This is a genomic window from Sporosarcina sp. P17b, from assembly GCF_002743115.1.
Lineage (GTDB): Bacteria > Bacillota > Bacilli > Bacillales_A > Planococcaceae > Sporosarcina > Sporosarcina ureae_C.
In genome coordinates this window covers 306,467-323,619 of sequence record NZ_PDYP01000001.1, presented here as the reverse complement: position 1 = coordinate 323,619, position 17,153 = coordinate 306,467, and the positions used below count along the sequence as shown (strand labels likewise).

At 40.3% G+C, this 17,153-nt stretch carries 17 protein-coding genes and 1 riboswitch; of the genes, 4 read left to right on the top strand and 13 right to left on the bottom strand.

The window, feature by feature from the left end; all coding sequences use genetic code 11:
* Positions 1-6: 6 nt before the first annotated feature.
* From deoB to CSV76_RS01585, 5 genes are all read right to left on the bottom strand, one after another.
* Positions 7-1,200, bottom strand: a complete 1,194-nt coding sequence (gene deoB, locus CSV76_RS01605; protein WP_099624560.1) for a phosphopentomutase — start codon at positions 1,198-1,200, stop codon at positions 7-9.
* 24 nt (positions 1,201-1,224) lie between these two features.
* Positions 1,225-2,115 carry a site-specific tyrosine recombinase XerD gene (xerD, locus tag CSV76_RS01600; protein WP_099624559.1) on the bottom strand — a complete coding sequence of 297 codons (891 nt, stop codon included), beginning with the start codon at positions 2,113-2,115 and terminating at the stop codon, positions 1,225-1,227.
* Between the two features lie 43 nt (positions 2,116-2,158).
* Positions 2,159-2,635 (bottom strand): ferric iron uptake transcriptional regulator, encoded by a 477-nt coding sequence (gene fur, locus CSV76_RS01595; RefSeq protein ID WP_085428762.1) that lies wholly within the window; start codon positions 2,633-2,635, stop codon positions 2,159-2,161.
* 96 nt (positions 2,636-2,731) lie between these two features.
* Complete coding sequence (locus CSV76_RS01590) at positions 2,732-3,244, bottom strand: hypothetical protein (protein WP_099624558.1); 513 nt, start codon at positions 3,242-3,244, stop codon at positions 2,732-2,734.
* A gap of 64 nt (positions 3,245-3,308) precedes the next feature.
* Positions 3,309-3,842 (bottom strand): NUDIX hydrolase, encoded by a 534-nt coding sequence (locus tag CSV76_RS01585; protein ID WP_099624557.1) that lies wholly within the window; start codon positions 3,840-3,842, stop codon positions 3,309-3,311.
* 72 nt (positions 3,843-3,914) lie between these two features.
* Here CSV76_RS01585 and CSV76_RS01580 point away from each other — a divergent pair, with 72 nt between their 5' ends.
* Complete coding sequence (locus tag CSV76_RS01580; protein WP_099624556.1) at positions 3,915-4,817, top strand: aldo/keto reductase; 903 nt, start codon at positions 3,915-3,917, stop codon at positions 4,815-4,817.
* A gap of 41 nt (positions 4,818-4,858) precedes the next feature.
* Here the strand turns inward: CSV76_RS01580 and CSV76_RS01575 are convergent, their stop codons facing one another.
* The 3 genes from CSV76_RS01575 to CSV76_RS01565 all read right to left on the bottom strand — a co-directional run bounded on the left by CSV76_RS01575 (position 4,859) and on the right by CSV76_RS01565 (position 8,421).
* Positions 4,859-6,211, bottom strand: coding sequence for a nucleobase:cation symporter-2 family protein (locus CSV76_RS01575; protein WP_099624555.1), 1,353 nt, complete (start codon positions 6,209-6,211; stop codon positions 4,859-4,861).
* A complete protein-coding gene (locus CSV76_RS01570) occupies positions 6,208-6,795 on the bottom strand; it encodes a xanthine phosphoribosyltransferase (protein ID WP_099624554.1) in 588 nt (195 codons plus the stop codon). Before CSV76_RS01570 ends, CSV76_RS01575 begins: the two co-directional genes overlap by 4 nt.
* Positions 6,796-6,925: 130 nt before the next feature.
* Positions 6,926-7,027: riboswitch (purine riboswitch) on the bottom strand.
* 467 nt (positions 7,028-7,494) lie between these two features.
* Positions 7,495-8,421, bottom strand: a complete 927-nt coding sequence (locus tag CSV76_RS01565) for an AEC family transporter (protein ID WP_085428756.1) — start codon at positions 8,419-8,421, stop codon at positions 7,495-7,497.
* Between the two features lie 74 nt (positions 8,422-8,495).
* Between CSV76_RS01565 and CSV76_RS01560 the strand changes: the two genes are divergently transcribed.
* The gene (locus CSV76_RS01560; RefSeq protein WP_099624553.1) at positions 8,496-9,728 is read left to right on the top strand and encodes a CynX/NimT family MFS transporter; all 1,233 of its coding nucleotides are present in this window, start codon (positions 8,496-8,498) and stop codon (positions 9,726-9,728) included.
* Positions 9,729-10,265: 537 nt separating this feature from the next.
* Here the strand turns inward: CSV76_RS01560 and CSV76_RS01555 are convergent.
* Positions 10,266-11,111, bottom strand: a complete 846-nt coding sequence (locus CSV76_RS01555; RefSeq protein WP_085428754.1) for a VOC family protein — start codon at positions 11,109-11,111, stop codon at positions 10,266-10,268.
* A 37-nt stretch (positions 11,112-11,148) separates the two neighbouring features.
* Entirely contained in the window at positions 11,149-11,481 is a 333-nt protein-coding gene (locus CSV76_RS01550) for a DoxX family protein (RefSeq protein WP_369823272.1), read from the bottom strand.
* Positions 11,482-12,349: 868 nt separating this feature from the next.
* Between CSV76_RS01550 and CSV76_RS01545 the strand changes: the two genes are divergently transcribed.
* Complete coding sequence (locus CSV76_RS01545) at positions 12,350-12,880, top strand: helix-turn-helix domain-containing protein (protein WP_085428752.1); 531 nt, start codon at positions 12,350-12,352, stop codon at positions 12,878-12,880.
* Between the two features lie 146 nt (positions 12,881-13,026).
* On the opposite strand, the gene CSV76_RS01540 is transcribed toward CSV76_RS01545, so the two are convergent.
* From CSV76_RS01540 to CSV76_RS01530, 3 genes are all read right to left on the bottom strand, one after another.
* The gene (locus tag CSV76_RS01540; RefSeq protein WP_099624552.1) at positions 13,027-13,785 is read right to left on the bottom strand and encodes an exodeoxyribonuclease III; all 759 of its coding nucleotides are present in this window, start codon (positions 13,783-13,785) and stop codon (positions 13,027-13,029) included.
* A gap of 20 nt (positions 13,786-13,805) precedes the next feature.
* Complete coding sequence (locus CSV76_RS01535; protein ID WP_085428750.1) at positions 13,806-14,717, bottom strand: pseudouridine-5'-phosphate glycosidase; 912 nt, start codon at positions 14,715-14,717, stop codon at positions 13,806-13,808.
* Positions 14,718-14,780: 63 nt separating this feature from the next.
* Entirely contained in the window at positions 14,781-15,905 is a 1,125-nt protein-coding gene (locus tag CSV76_RS01530; protein WP_099624551.1) for an NAD(P)/FAD-dependent oxidoreductase, read from the bottom strand.
* A 130-nt stretch (positions 15,906-16,035) separates the two neighbouring features.
* On the opposite strand from CSV76_RS01530, the gene CSV76_RS01525 reads away from it, so the two are divergent.
* Positions 16,036-17,136 (top strand): branched-chain amino acid aminotransferase, encoded by a 1,101-nt coding sequence (locus CSV76_RS01525; protein WP_369823266.1) that lies wholly within the window; start codon positions 16,036-16,038, stop codon positions 17,134-17,136.
* Positions 17,137-17,153: the final 17 nt, after the last annotated feature.

Genomic DNA, 17,153 nt, shown 5'->3' with positions numbered 1-17,153 from the left:
ATAAGCTTAATCCTCCTTTGTTAATGAAGACAAGAAACTTTCACCATGCTCAGGCATATCTACTTGGAAGTTCTCGGCAATTGTCGCACCGACATCAGAGAAAGTTTTACGGATTGGCAGTTGGCCAGCTCCTGTGTTTGAAGGTGAATAAACGAGTAACGGTACATATTCTCTAGTATGATCCGTCCCTTCATGAATCGGGTCATTGCCGTGATCTGCTGTGATAATCAATAAATCATCCGGTCGTAGCGCATCCATAATCTCAGGCATGCGTGCATCAAACTCTTCAAGTGCATTACCGTAGCCTATCGGATCGCGTCGGTGACCATATAACGCATCAAAATCTACTAAATTGACGAAGCTAAGCCCTTCAAATTCTTTTTGCATGACCGTGACGAGCTTATCCACGCCATCCATGTTACTTGTTGTGCGGACTGCTTCCGTTACACCTTCGCCATTATATATATCAGCGATTTTGCCAATTGCAATGACGTCATAGCCTTTATCCTGTAACTCGTTCATGACGGTTTTACCAAATGGCTTAAGGGCATAATCATGACGATTTGTTGTGCGTGAAAACGCTCCCGGTTCTCCAACAAACGGACGTGCAATAACGCGTCCAACTAAAAATTCAGGTTGCAGCGTTAGTTCTCTTGCGATTTCACAAATACGATATTGCTCTTCAATTGGAATAATTTCCTCGTGCGCTGCAATTTGTAGCACTGGATCGCCAGATGTGTAAACGATGAGAGCACCTGTCTTCATATGCTCTTCGCCAAGTTCTTCGATAATCTCCGTACCACTTGCCGGTTTGTTTCCGATAACTTTTCTGCCTGTTTTTAATTCTAGCTCATCAATTAATTCTTTTGGAAAGCCATTTGGGTACACTTTAAATGCATCATCGATTCGTAAGCCCATGATTTCCCAATGTCCTGTCATCGTATCTTTACCGACAGACGCTTCTTGCATTTTTGTATAATATCCTTGTGCTTCTTTTTGTGGCACTAGACCTTTGATCGGTGCAATGTTTGCAAGACCTAAGCGTTCCAAGTTCGGTAGTTTCAGCCCATCCATCTCTTCACCAATATGTCCAAGTGTATTGGAGCCAACGTCACCAAATGCTTTAGCATCCGGCGCTTCACCGATTCCTACAGAGTCGAGCACGATTAAATGAATGCGATTATAACGAAATTCTTTCATGTGAAAACCTCCAGTAATAATAATTTACGCTCTCGGATGAAATTGACTATAGACATCTTTCAAGCGTTTTTTGCTGACATGCGTGTAAAGTTGCGTTGTGGAAATATCGGCATGACCAAGCATTTCCTGAACCGCACGCAAATCGGCTCCGTTTTCGATTAAATGTGTTGCAAATGAATGGCGTAGTAAATGAGGCGAAATAACTTTCTGAATTCCCGCCTTCACTCCAGTATCTTTCAGGATTTTCCAACATCCCTGCCTCGTCAGCCTTCTGCCGTGCATATTTAAAAACACAGCTTCCGTATCACGAATGAACTGCGGACGCCCTTCATTCAAATACTTTGTACAAGCATCGATTGCGGAACGTCCTAGCGGTACAATCCGTTCTTTACTGCCTTTTCCGAACACGCGCACAAAGCCCATTGTCAAATGAAGGTCAGCTAAATCGATCGCTATCAATTCACTTACCCTCATTCCGGTTCCATATAACAATTCAAGCAATGCAATATCACGCATACCTTGTGAAGTGTTGCCATCCGCTGCATTAATCAGCCGCTCTATTTCAGGAATAGAGAGCACATCTGGCAATTTTTGTTCGATTTTAGGTAATTCAATATGTACCGTACAATCATGTGTCGTCACTTGCTCTCTTACTAAAAATTGATGAAATGAACGAATGGAGGAAATATGACGGGAAAGCGTTCGACTGGATTTACCACTATCTTTTAACTTCTGCAAATATTGTAGAACGGTTGCACGTTCGATCGAATTAAGTGTTTCCAATGACAAGTTTTCAATGAAATGCAAATAGGCCACCAGATCTCGTTGGTAAGACTTGACCGTATTTTGCGATAGCTGCCTTTCAACTACTAAGAAATGCACATAATCTTCTAATGCAAACTGCGCATCTTTCATAGACCTTCCTCCTTTCTAACATGAAAGTAAAAAAGGATAGCGCTTAGGCCATCCCATTGTCTTCTTGCTCTTTCTCTTCGTCCTTCACTTTGCAACGTTTACAAATTCCATGAAACGTCAGCCAGTGATCTTTGACTGTAAAACCATAACGACCTTCTACGACTTTTTCAACTTCGCCAAGTAGGTCTTCTTGAATTTCATCAACCGTTCCACATTCTAAACAAATTAAGTGATGGTGGAATCGAGCAGCGCCTTCTTCTCGCAAATCATAACGTGCTACACCATCGCCAAAGTTAATTTTATCGACAACTTTAAGTTCAGTTAATAATTCTAATGTACGATATACAGTCGCTAGACCAATATCTGGTGCTTTTTCTTTTACTAGTAAAAATACATCTTCTGCACTTAAATGGTCTTCTTCATTTTCCAGAAGAACTGCTACAGTCGCTTCACGCTGAGGCGTCAACTTGTAGCTGGCCCCGTGCAATTGCTTCTTGATTCGTTCAATTCGGCTTTCCATACGACGCCCCCCTCAAATTGTTTCCATTATACCAAACTGTCGTTCCAGATGACAATAGAAAGGAAAGGTTCAGTTCATTATAGTGTGTAGTGGACATTACTTTATAAAATGAAAGATCGATAGTTCCAATATTTGCGTGATCAACAATAAAGCAATTAATGGTGGCACGGCAGTTAGTGGGCGATCTTTCTTATTTGCTGGTGCAGCGAAAAACGGCGGGTTCAACACCGAGCATAAAATCAAGAACAACAAACAGCTGATTAATTGAAATGGGAACCACCAAATCGTATAGGATACCAATTTTAAGCCTGTCGATAATAAGTAGGTAGATGACAAACCAAAAAGAGCACATTTAATTGCACCAAGAAACATAGTGATAAAACGGAGTCTTTTATACTTAGACAGAATGATGGCTACTAGAATAAAGCTCAATGTCACCACAACAGGCGACCACAAAGCTGCTTCAGATCCATTCACTACGCGCTGATCATATAAACCGATGATCTGCTCTAGCGACGTGACCGGCCACTCCCTGAATAATAAAGCCCCTCCTATATAACTGATTGCGAGTATAACGAATAAATACACAAAAGACAATGATCGAGCCATAAATAGGACACCTCCGCATCGTTTCTATAACATATGCTTGTCCGTCCAGAAATAGCTCAATCCTTTATAGGTTTTTTACATACCAGACAGCAGCAACCGTCTTGGCATCATAAATCCTTTCATTTGCAATGAATTCCTCTGCCTCTTCAACAGTTACTTCTAGTACTTCAATGAATTCATCTTCATCCCCTACAGCAGGCTGTTCCACTTTCTCGAGCTCTTTAGCTACATATAAGTGAATGATTTCATCCGCGAAGCCAGGTGAAGTGGAAAAAGTCTGCAAATATTCGAATGAATTCGCACGGTACCCGGTCTCTTCCTCAAGCTCACGAATTGCCGTCAATTTAGGTTCTTCACCAAGCTCAATCTTGCCAGCAGGTATTTCTAGCATCGTTCGTTCCAAAGGCTTTCTGTACTGTTCAACTAACACGATTTTTTTATCTTCAGTTAAGGCGATAACCGCCACGGCACCTGGATGTTTTACTAATTCTCTTTTCGCTATTTTTCCATCAGGCAATTCTACTTCGTCTACTTGCACCGAAATGATTTTACCTGTAAAGATGTGCTCTGTTGAGAGGGTTCTTTCTTCAAACTTCATGCAGCACTCAACCCTTTCCATTGGTTTTATATCCCGCATTCATTGTACCATGAAACGAAAGGAGTGAGGCACATGAAGAAGCGTACAATTGGTTCTAGTAATTTATTAGTTTCTGAACTCGGATTGGGCTGTATGTCATTACCAACTGAACTCGAAGCGGCTCGTTCTGTACTCGATGAAGCAGTAAATCACGGCATCAACTACTTCGATACAGCAGATCTTTATGATAAAGGAACAAATGAAGAACTCGTAGGAAAAGTGTTGAAAGAAAAACGTCAAGATTTGATCATCGCGACGAAAGCCGGTAACAAGTGGGTTTCAGGAGAAGAGTCTTGGACTTGGGATCCTTCAAAAGCACATATCATGGACGCTGTTAAACAAAGTTTACGACGTTTACAACTCGATTATATCGACTTGTATCAACTTCACGGCGGGACGATGGAAGATGATGCTGAAGAAACAATCGAGGCATTTGAAACATTAAAAAAAGAAGGCATCATACGTGAATACGGCATCTCAAGTATTCGACCTACTGTAATTGACCGTTTTCTGAGTACTAGCAACGCCGTTTCTGTCATGATGCAGTATAACTTGCTAGATCGACGTCCTGAAGAATACTTTTCTATGATTGTAGAAAAAGGGGCATCGGTTGTCACTAGAGGGACGCTAGCAAAAGGCTTGCTCACACATGAAAGTATGGTGCGCGTCAAGAAAGCAAATGGTTTCGTATCCTATCCACAATCCGAGCTGCAGCAGACAGTTCAAGCTCTTTCAAAGGAAACAAACGACTTACAGGCGTACGCTCTTGCTTTCGTCCTTAAAGAGCCTGCTGTCGCGTCGGCTTTGATAGGTTCCAGAACACAAGCACAACTTCGTGAATCATTAACAGCTTATGACACGCAAATAGATCCACATATACTAAAGAAATTAGTAAACATAACAAAACAACATCAATATGAACAGCATCGACTGTGAAATACAAAAAGAGCAACTGCATTTTGGCAGTCGCTCTTTTCTTATTTATGATCCGCTGTACTTACTAAGACCGAAGAAGGTCCTTCTTTTATGCTAAGCGGCATAGCTTTTGCTTCATTTACCAGTTTAGCCATTTGTTTTTTCTTTGAAGGAATCATATTAAAAATGATATTCAAGAATATAGCCATGATACTTCCTAGCACAATTCCATTATTCGTTAAGATTTGCACGTTTTTAGGCAGTTGTTGGAATAGGTCAGGCACTGCTGCAACTCCTAGACCGAGTCCGACTGAACATGCAACGATCATTGCATTATCCTGAGTTTTTGAGATAACAGGAATTAACATTTTAATACCTTGTGAAACAACCATTCCGAACATTGCTACCATTGCTCCACCAAGAACGGCTGGTGGAATGATCGTTGCTAAAGCTGCTACTTTCGGCAAGAAGCCTAAGGAAATCAACATAATTGCAGTAACGAATACTACTCGACGTGATTTCACACCTGATAACTGCATTAAGCCAACATTTTGAGAAAATGTCGTGTATGGAAATGCGTTAAAGATACCGCCTATAACAGAAGCCAATCCTTCTGCACGATATCCTTTTTCTAACATCTTCTGATCGATTTCTTGCTCACAAATGTCACCAAGCGCGAAGTATACCCCCGTTGATTCTACAAGTGAAACCATCGCAACCAAAGTCATGATCACAATCGGCAACAAGTGGAAAGTAGGTGTCGCTAAAAAGAATGGTGTAACAATATGAACGTACGATGCTTCTTGGACATTTGAAAAGTCTACCATACCAAGCATTACAGCAGCCACTGTACCTACAACCAATCCCATTAGAATGGCTATAGATTGTAAGAATCCTGTAGTGAAGCGGAACATCAAAATAATGAACAATAATGTTCCAAATGATAAACCAATATTGATCATTGAGCCAAAATCTTCAACCCCTTGTCCGCCACCCATATTCGTGATAGCGACCGGAATTAGCGTAAGGCCAATGATTGTCACAACAGAACCCGTGACGATTGGAGGGAAGAACTTCACAAGACTTCCAAAGAAACGACTGATGAAGAAAATAATTGCACCCGATGCAATGACTGCACCGTAAATAGCTGAAATACCGTAATCATTACCTATCAAAATCATCGGACCTACTGCTGTGAACGTACAACCAAGAACTACAGGTAGACCGATACCGAAATATTTATTACGTGAAATCTGTAATATTGTCGCGATCCCGCACATTAGAATGTCAATTGAAACTAGATACGTCAATTGTGTCGGAGTTAAACCAATCGCATTTCCGACAATGAGTGGAACCAATACTGCGCCTGCATACATAGCTAGTAAATGCTGAAAACCTAGCAGCGTAGTTTTCATCGTTCCGTTTCCTCCCCAACAAACTGGACTTGACCATTTTGTAATGACTGAAGCTCAGCCAACGACTCTAAACGCACGCCTTCTTTTCGGATTAAATCTCCACCCGGTTGGAAGCATTTTTCAATGACAATTCCAACACCTGCGATCGTTGCATCTGCCTGTTTTGCGATATCTATTAATCCAAGCGCGGCTTGTCCGTTTGCAAGGAAATCGTCAATTAGCAATACCGTATCTTCACTTGATATAAAATCTTTCGAAACTGAAATATCATTCGATTCCTTCTTCGTGAAAGAATACACTTCCGCGGAGTAGAGGTGATCCGTCAATGTAAGAGATTTACGTTTTCTGGCAAATACTACCGGAACGCCTAATATCATTCCTGCCATCGTCGCTGGAGCAATACCTGAAGATTCAATCGTGATGATTTTTGTGATGTTTTGATCGCTAAATCGGCTTACAAACTCTTTCCCGATTTCCTGCATCAATAATGGATCGATTTGATGATTCAAAAACGAATCCACTTTCAATACCTCTTCTGATAATACTTTACCTTCTTGTCGAATCTTGTTTTTTAGCAACTCCACGCTGTTATGCTCCCTTCATTTTTCCGAATAAAAAAAGCGTATATGCCATACTCCCATATAACAACTATGAGAGAGCGGCATGTACGCTTTTAAAAATGAAAAAGCAATTTCTTGTCGAACGACAAAGAAAGCTGCTTTTCATTCTCCCCATAGGCGGTCTATTTTCGGTAGACCGGTAGAAACTTACGGGCCATATCCCCGTGATTATATGAGTCTTATTTAACTGAATGCTAACAGTATAGCACGATTCGACATTTTTTCAATACGAATATTTGACGATTTGCTTGCTAGCTTTCACCTCACAAGCATGTGGACATATTCTTGACAAGAAGTTGGATTTATTTGGAATAAACGTTATTTGCAAAGTGAGTTAATAGTGAGTACAAGGGGATGGAAGGACCAAGAACACTTACTGTCGATGGTGTGTGAATTATTGTTTTGTCTTTACTTATTTTAATTAAGTACTGAAGTTCAAATATGTATTACAACATTTACTTTACTGAGCAACAAAAATTATCTTCCACTCACACTGCAAGGGATTGGTGCGTAGGAGGGGCGACTCCGAGAGGGTCAGCGGGACAGGTGAAACACCCAGCGAGCGAAGCGAAGGGGTGTGGTTCACCGCCCGCCCTCCGGAAAGCGTCCCCTCCGAAGTACCAATCCCCACCCAAATACAATGACCATTCTCTCATACGTTGATTAAAACAAAATAGATGATAGATAAATTACTACGCCTACTGTGAAGCTGCTGGCTACGGTGTTGAATAGGACGATTTGGGCTGCTAGCTCGGACTCTACGTCGTATTCCAATGCTAGTGTTGAGCTATTTCTCGATGTTGGAAACGAACTGGCGATCCACAGTGACTGAGCTGTGACCCCGTCTATTTTTAACAGTAAGATCAACAGCAACGCAACGGCTGGGGAGATGATGAGTCGGCCGATAGCGCTAAGGTAGATCAAACGATTCCAAAGTGTCTTCACTTTAATCTGTGCTAACTGTGCGCCAAGTGTGATGAGTGCGATGGCGATAAAAGCATCCGATAAATGACCGATCGGTAGCTCGATAAACTGCGGCAACTGGATATCGGCCAAGTTAAGCAAAGCACCTAGCCACAAAGCATGGATAATCGGCATGCGAAGAAACTGTTTTGCAATGTCTCTTCCCGACTGCGTGGAAGATACGAGATTATACAATCCATATGAATACGTCAGTAAGTTCTGATAGACGATCAAAACGATCTGAATCGATACACCAAGCGGATTCGCATGAAAGACTAGCTGACTGACAGGTAATCCATAGTTTCCTGAGTTGATTAGCACGATACTATTCTTCATTACGGCGGTTTGCTGGCGATTTAGACGCAATATTTTACTGAATAAATGACCAGTAATTATTAAAGTGGTCGTGAATAATACAACAAACATTAATACGTCAAGTAAGATTTCTACATCAATAACGGTATGATATAAGTTCATGAATACGGCGGCAGGTATCAAACAATATGTCAGAATATTGCCTAATGCCTTAACATTAAAAGTAAACTTTATTTGTAAAACAACACCAATTCCTAATAAAATCAGCATCGGTGTGATAACATTTACAAAGACTATGAGTAAGTACTCCACAAAGGAATCTCTTTTCTGCTGCTACGACTACATACTTCTCAGAACAATCTTCAAGGAATACAGGAGGCTTCACAATGGAAAAAGAACGACCAAGTAAACATTTACATTTCCCTAAGAGTCAGTGGGTATTATTAGCAGGTATTTTATTTTTAGCCGCTACTATCCGTTCCCCACTAACATCTGTAGGGCCTATTATCAGTAACATTCGTGATCAACTGCAAATTTCTAACTCGTTAGCAGGATTTCTAACAACCATACCGCTACTGGCATTTGCTATTGTATCACCTTTTACACCAAGGATTGCAAAACGATTTGGCATGTCTAGAACGCTTTTCTATGCAATGATTATTTTATTACTAGGGATCATCATGCGTTCGGTCGGTACTAGCACATTGCTACTAATCGGTACATTTTTAATTGGAGTAGGAATCGCATTTGCAAACGTCCTATTGCCAAGTCTTCTTAAACTGAGCTTCCCTTTACATATCGGATTGATGACGGGATTGTACTCCGTGTCTATGAGTATATCTGCAACACTTGCTTCTGGTATCGCTTCTCCCATTGCCAATGAAACAGTGTATGGTTGGCAAGGCGCACTTGGGATTTGGGGAGTCATTACATTACTAGCGATTATAGTATGGATTCCACAAATTCGAAAAAAGAAAGAAGTCATCAAAACAGTTCAGAAAAACACAAAGTCGAAACCAGCTCTTCCTATTTGGCGCTCACCACTAGCTTGGAGCATCACGATTTTCATGGGACTGCAGTCGTTCTTATTTTATACGACAGCATCATGGATTCCCGTTGTGTTGCAAACGAATGGTATGACCGCTGATGCTGCTGGATGGATGTTAGCGCTTGTCCAGCTCGCACAATTGCCTATGATGTTTATCATACCGGTGGTTGCTGATAAAGTACGTGATCAACGTATCCTTGTCGTAGCTGTTTTCGCTTGTTATTTAATTGGCTACGGTGGTGTACAGTTCGGAAGCGAAAGCCTGACTGCACTTTGGATGATTTTCATTGGTCTTGGAGGCGGTTCGGCATTTGGACTCGCTATGATGTTCTTCACTTTACGTACCAACACACCAGACCAAGCGGCTTCAATTTCCGGAATGGCGCAGTCGATCGGATACTTACTCGCGTCCGTAGGTCCTGTACTGTTTGGTATGCTTCATGACTTTACAGGTTCATGGACGGCACCACTTTATACCTTCATAGTTGTTGCAACTATACTATTTATCAGTGGTATGTACGCAGGTAAGAAACGTTATATTTCGCTTGAACCAAAACAGAATGCATCATAAAAAAGTGAGAATACATTTGGGGTTACGCTCTTTAGTTCACTATTATAAAAACGCATTTCAATAATTAAACGAAGAACCCCAATTCATACGAATTGGGGTTCTTCGTTTAACCAGTGTATAAACCTAGAGTATAAAAAGCCAGCAGTTTTAAATAGCTTGTTAGCAATCCAAATAACAGGCAGTTGTTTGCTGTTTTTGCACTGCCAATGTATAACTAAAACTCATTAATAAATTATGTTAACTCATAAATAGATGATCCAATAATAATGTGCACTCTACAAGCTAGAGTGATATCTAACTTTTCGTGTATTTTATTATGGCAAATCCTACAGATTAACAAGGTACATATTGGAGCAGATTCATACTTTATCATGTTGAGTGCACGTGATACTTATGAAGCAATTCGTTAGCATGGAAAAGTGCTTATATCGATCAGGAATGGTGACTATGTCAATAGAACAGAACCACGAAATATGTACATGAAATTAGTGGAACTTCAGCTATTACACCGTTTTAGAAAGAATAACTGGAACGAATTTACACGGTTAATTGAATTTTATTTCCTGATGGATCTTCTATGACAAACAATCCATCTTCAACTACATACGAAGCGCCTAGATACTGTAATTGTTCAATAACCTTTGCTATTGCTTCTTCATTTGGAAAAGTAAGAGTATACCAATTTATACCGACGCTATTTTCTCGTGGCTTCGAAGCACCTACTCCTTGCCATGTATTCAAGGCGATATGATGATGATAGTCACCGGTTGAAATGAAAACAGCTTGAGGATAATGACTCACAACTGTAAAACCAAGTCCCTTCGTGTAAAACTCCTCTGCTTTCTGAAGATCGGCCACATGCATATGAACATGCCCCATAACCGTGTCAGCAGGCAACCCATCCCAATCCATATCACTTACTGCTAATAGACTTTCTACATCTAATGGGTCAGAAACCATCTTGACTTCCCCATTAGACCAGGTCCATTCGATAGCTGGCCGATCTATATACACTTCAATGCCATTTCCGTCTGGATCTGTAATGTATAGAGCTTCACTTACAAGATGATCTGATGCTGCGAATCGAAAGCCTGTCTCAGATAAATGGCGTAAAAAGACAGATAAGTCAGCCCGTGTTGGTAATAAAAGTGCAAAGTGAAATAAACCGGTTTTCCCTTTTTCCTTTGGTAGTACATCAACCGGTTGTTCAATTGTTAATAATCCTATTTTACCATCCGCTGTTAAAACGGCTTTTCGATCTGTTTGCTCCAATATTTGAAATCCTATAACCTTTTGGTAAAATTCAAGCGATGAATTAAGATTTGTTACATTTATATTAACCTGTCCAACAAATATATTAGGACTTTGATGAAAGTTTTTCATTTTTGCAATCAGCCTCTCTTCTATCTAGTATTGTTTCTTACTGTTCGTGATATGAATTTTTCTTTTTTCTATTAAATATAGCTTGATCAACTGCCCAAATCTTACTTCCATTTATGGTTAAAAATATGGCGATTACTAAAAGCACAAGATCTAGTTCATAGCCAACCTTTTCCCCCGTGCCTAAGAATCCAGCGGTAAGTTTAACCTTTAGAATTGCACCAACCATGATTATAGCTAGCAATGCAGAAACAACTCTCGTCCCTACGCCTAAAATGAGTGCCATTCCACCTATTAGTTCCACAGCTCCTACAAAGTATGCTAAAAACCCTGGAATTCCTATACTATCAAACCATCCTGCCGTATTTCCTATTCCATCTTGAAATTTAACGAACCCATGTAAAAAAAACTAATCCCTAACATTATTCTTAATAAAAATATGCTTATCTCTAATTTCTTCATCTTCATTTCCTCCTAAATTTTATTACTTAATTCAGTTACATTATTTCACAACGTGTTCACATCAATATAATTCCCATTAGAAATGTGACCACCTGATAATCTTCAATTGAGCTTACTAATGCCTTTGTAGCTCTGTCATCCATATCCCAATGAGGCTTAGCGTATCCTACGATCATAAATAAGCTGCTATTCTAATGATCTTCTTAGACTTATAACAAACAGATCGTTTCCTGTTAGTGGATAAGAAGAAAATATACTCTGTGTATTAAGAAAATCAATGCATTATTCATTCCAAAGTCATTGTGTTCCGGGCTTCGAAGCGCATAAAAATCCGTTGTGTCATCATCCCAAATTTTATGTACCAAAAGATTATTATTTCTATATAGGTGAACACTGTTTGTAAAAATAATTAACCTTCGCTTTCAATTGATTTCCAGTAGAAATTACAGTTTACAGAACCTAAGAAACCAAAACATAGCTAGAGTCCCAATGGAATGTTCAAATATTTTAACAGCTCTTTCAATCCGCATAGCTAAATATCTGACTAATAAACTTCTCCTCCTTTCTCAAATATTACTATATTCCTAGGATTATTTTACTTTTTAAAACTGCATATATGTTCGTGAAAAACATCAATAGTTTTATTATTAGTATATAATCCAATAATAAGTATCACTAGGTGAATATTAATTCTCTATAGGATAACATCATGCGAAAGTTCGCGTCAATTTATGTGTGTTATCATATAGTCAAACAACAATATTCTTGGAGGGATTAGAGTGAAAATCGGCTCGAAAATACGAGATATACGGAAGAGAAAGAAAATAACAATTGCCCAGATGAGCGAACAAATTGGACTCTCAAAAGGGTTCATAAGCAACATCGAAAACGATAACGCATCCCCCTCCCTAAATACGTTGCAAGAAATCGCCAGCTTCCTGGACGTTCCTCTACCCTATTTGCTGCTAGAAAAAAAGAAGCATATGAAAGTCATTAGGAAAGCCGATCGGGTATATACAACGTTTAACGGCATAAAAATTGAACATATTTCTACTCAAAGCGGCCTTCGCATGATGCACGTTGAATTACCCCCCGGTACATCGACTGGTCAAGCGATTGCCCACGAAGGTGAAGAAAGCCATGTCGTACTTAAAGGCACGGTCCTTGCTGAACAAGGCGAAGATTCTGTCATTGCAAAAGAAGGCGATTCATTCAGTTGGAATGCTAGTGTGCCTCACTTTGTAAAAAACATCGGAGAAGATGTAGCTGTCTTACTTATCGCTGTCTACTCCGAGGATAAAATCATATGACACTCTTTTCATTTAATTTTTTCCAAGCAACTAGAATTGATTTAATCAAAAAATCGCAACACAAGTTTGACTTGTGTTGCGATTTTTATTTTACAGCTTCAGTATCCTCCAACTAAACAGGTTAATTTCAGATGCACTGGCTCTAATTAGTATATTTCTAACTCTGCAGAAATTGGACAATGATCACTGCCCATGATTTCTGAATGAATGGCTGTCGCTTCTAAAGCTGACTGAAGGCGTTCTGAAATGATAATATAATCAATCCGCCAGCCGATATTTCGTGCACGTACGTCGCGCATATAAGACCACCACGTATAACTTCCTTCGAGATCCGGATTCATAAAGCGAAATGTATCAATGAATCCCGTATCTAATAGCCGTGTCATTTTTCCACGTTCTTCATTCGTGAACCCTGAATTACCAATGTTTGATTTCACGTTACGAATATCAATTTCTTCATGCGCTACGTTTAAATCTCCGCAATAGATGACTGGCTTGATGGCATCAAGCGACTGTAAATGCTCGAGTAATTCATCTTCCCATGCCAATCGAAATGATAATCGTGCCAAGTCCCGTTGCGAATTAGGTGTATAACAATTGACGAGAAAGAACTCTTCAAATTCTAGCGTCAGCACTCGTCCTTCTGCTTCGTGATCTAGATCATTCAATCCATAGCGTACAGATAGAGGCGTTTTTTTCGTAAACACCGCTGTACCGGAATATCCTTTTTTCTCTGCATAGTTCCAGTAAGATTCATAGCCATCGAAAGAAAGATCGATTTGTCCTTCTTGGCATTTGATCTCCTGGACACAAAATATATCTGCTTGTGCATGTTCAAAAAAGTCACTGAATCCTTTTTTCACACATGCTCTAATACCATTCACGTTCCAAGATACTACTTTCAATGCTACACAACCTATCCCTATTAATTACCGTTAAAACTCACTGCCAATTTTGCAGCTAGTTCTGCGTTTGACTTCACCAACGCGATATTGGCTTCGAGGCTTTTACCGCCTGTCATTTCCTGAACTCTTTTTAACATATGTGGTGTGAGATTTTTCCCGCTAATGCCCAATTCTCCAGCTTCTTTAAGCGCATCTGAAACCAATCCATCCATATACTCTTGATCCATCGCATATTCTTCAGGAATAGGATTGGCGATAATCGCACTTCCTTCCAAGCCTAGATTCCATTTAACACGTAACATCTCTGCCATCATATCGATTTCATCCACTCGATAGTCTACATGATGTGCACTGCTTCTTGTATAGAATGCAGGGAAAATATCCGTTTGATATCCCATCACAGGTACACCTTTCGTTTCCAAGTATTCAAGTGTCTTGCCAAGATCCAAAATGGATTTTGCTCCAGAACAAACAACCGCAACACTGGTACGTGCGAATTCTTCTAGATCAGCAGATATATCCATCGTTTGTTCTACGTTTCTATGCACGCCACCAATTGCTCCCGTCGTGAACACGCGGATTCGCGCCAAGTCCGCAAAAAACATTGATGCAGCAACCGTTGTTGCCCCCGGCTTTTTAGTCGCAATCAAATAACTAATATCGCGTCTGGACGCTTTAACTACACCTTTGCTATCACCGAAACGTTCCAGTTCTTCATCGGTTAGCCCTATTTTTATTTTCCCGTCCATAATGGCAATAGTTGCCGGAACCGCTCCGTGATCACGCACAATCTGCTGAACTTCACGTGCAGCTTTTACATTTTCCGGATATGGCATACCATACGTAATTATTGTGGATTCCAATGCGACTAACGGCTTGCCGTATTTCATCGCTTCTTTTACTTCCTCCGAATATGAAACATATCTTCTCATAAGAATCTTCCCCCTGACCGATCAATCGCTATATATTCATAATAGTCATTATACGCACTTTATTCAATGATCTTCGGAAATTATTTGGTTGATGGAGTAGCTTTCTAAATCCCATCCTGTTTCTTGATTTAGTACTAGCTGGGATAAAAGCTTGCCAAGAAGTGGGCCGACTGTTAATCCAGATGATCCAAGACCATTAGCAATCCAAATTTGTGGGTGGTCTGGCAGTTGGCCAATCACCGGCATAAAATTCGGTGTATGCGGACGGATACCTACTCGGACTTCAGTTAATTCTGCTTCGCCTAGTGCAGGTGCAATGGGTAAAATATTCGTTAACACTTCAAGTATACCGCCAGCTGTCTGCTGTATATTAAAGTCGTCTGTATCTTCGTGTGTCGCACCTGCTATGAATTTTCCGTCTTGAAATGGTACAAGGTACTGAGTGTTTGGTGGCATAATGACTGGCCATTCGCCGGACATGTTTTGATTGGATTGTAAATGAAGGATTTGCGCTTTCTGTCCAGCTACTTGTAAATTCTTGCCTAAAGGTTTTATAAATTCACTTGCCCATGCACCTGCTGCCAAGATGATTTGATCGCCTTCTATAATTTCTCCATTCACTCTGACACCACAGACTTTCCCTTCTTTTATATAAGGTGTGGCGGAGCCTTTTATACTTTGTACACCATGTTTGACTGAAATACGTTCCAATGCATCGCGAAGTTTATCCCCTTCTACTTTGGCTGCGCCTGAAATACGAACTGCTGAATACTCTCTAGACAGAACGGGAAAATAATTTGCTGTCTGCTCTGCGTCTAGTAATTCCACATCACCAATCTCGGGGGAGAGTTCTTTTCTTTTATTCAGTAATTCGACTTTCTTCTCTAAACGCTTTATATCTGTGTGAATCGCCAAAGCCCCTACTTTCTTATACCCTGTATCGGTCTCACCATGGTTTTCCAATGAACGAATGAATTCAGGATAATACGCAGCACCAGCTGATGCCAATGCATACCATGCTTTATTTCGCCGCTGGGATGCCCAAGGACAAATAATTCCTGCCGCGGCTTTCGTCGCCTGTCCTGGCTCTTGTCTATCGATCAATACAACTTCTGCTTGTCGACCAGATAAGTGATACGCAGCAGAAATACCGACGATTCCAGAGCCGATAATCAATACTTTTTTCATAAGATCATGTTCCTTTCTTAAATTGTTTTACTATTCGTCAAACTTTTTACTTTATTTTTCTTGAAAAAGCAGTATAATTACATTATTCGGACTTAAATATTCGGAATATTCTACATCTTAAGGAGATTTGATGATTATGACAAGATTACCAATGCAAATTCAACTTGCACAAAATAAAAAAGAAAAGCCAGACCCTAGCACCTTAGTTTTCGGTAAGACATTTACGGACCACATGCTTATTATAGACTATGAGGAAGGCAAAGGTTGGCATAATCATCGCATTACTCCTTACGCTCCATTAGCACTTGATCCTGCTGCAATCGTGCTGCATTACGGACAAACGGTTTTTGAAGGAATGAAAGCATATCGTTCCAAGGAAGGAACTATTCGTTTATTCCGTCCTGATCAAAACTTTAAGCGCTTGAATTACTCACTTGACCGTTTATGCATGCCGCGGATCGATGAAGAAAACGCATTATACGCCCTTAATCAGTTATTGCAAATCGAGCAGGATTGGATTCCTACACTAGAAGGAACGTCTTTGTACATCCGTCCATTCGTCATTGCAACTGAAGCTTTCCTAGGCGTAGCACCAGCAAAGAAATATCAATTTTACATGATTTTGTCTCCTGTTGGTTCTTACTACAAAGAAGGAATTCACCCAGTCAAAATCCTTGTGGAAAATGAATTCGTGCGAGCTTCAAAAGGTGGAACTGGCAGCGCCAAAACAGCAGGTAATTATGCATCCGCTTTAAAGGCGCAGGAGACAGCAGATAAACAAGGTTACTCACAAGTTTTATGGCTCGATAGCACAGAGCGTAAATACGTTGAAGAAGTAGGAAGCATGAATATCTTCTTCAAAATAAATGGTGAAGTTGTAACACCCGCAATCAACGGCAGCATCCTCGAGGGCATTACACGAAAATCAATCTTGCAATTGCTACGACACTGGGATGTACCCGTAGCAGAGCGCAAAATCTCGATGGATGAAATCCGATCTGCTTACGAAAGCGGTGAACTAGAAGAAGTCTTCGGTACAGGTACAGCTGCTGTTATTTCGCCTGTCGGTGAACTGAATTGGGACGGTTATAAAATGATCATCGGTAACGGTGAAACGGGTGAACTTTCCACTCGACTATATAACACATTAACGAATATCCAAACCGGTAAAGAAAAAGATCCGTTTGATTGGGTATATGAAATCAAGAAACATATTGCACAGCTTGCCTAATACAAAAATGGCCCCTG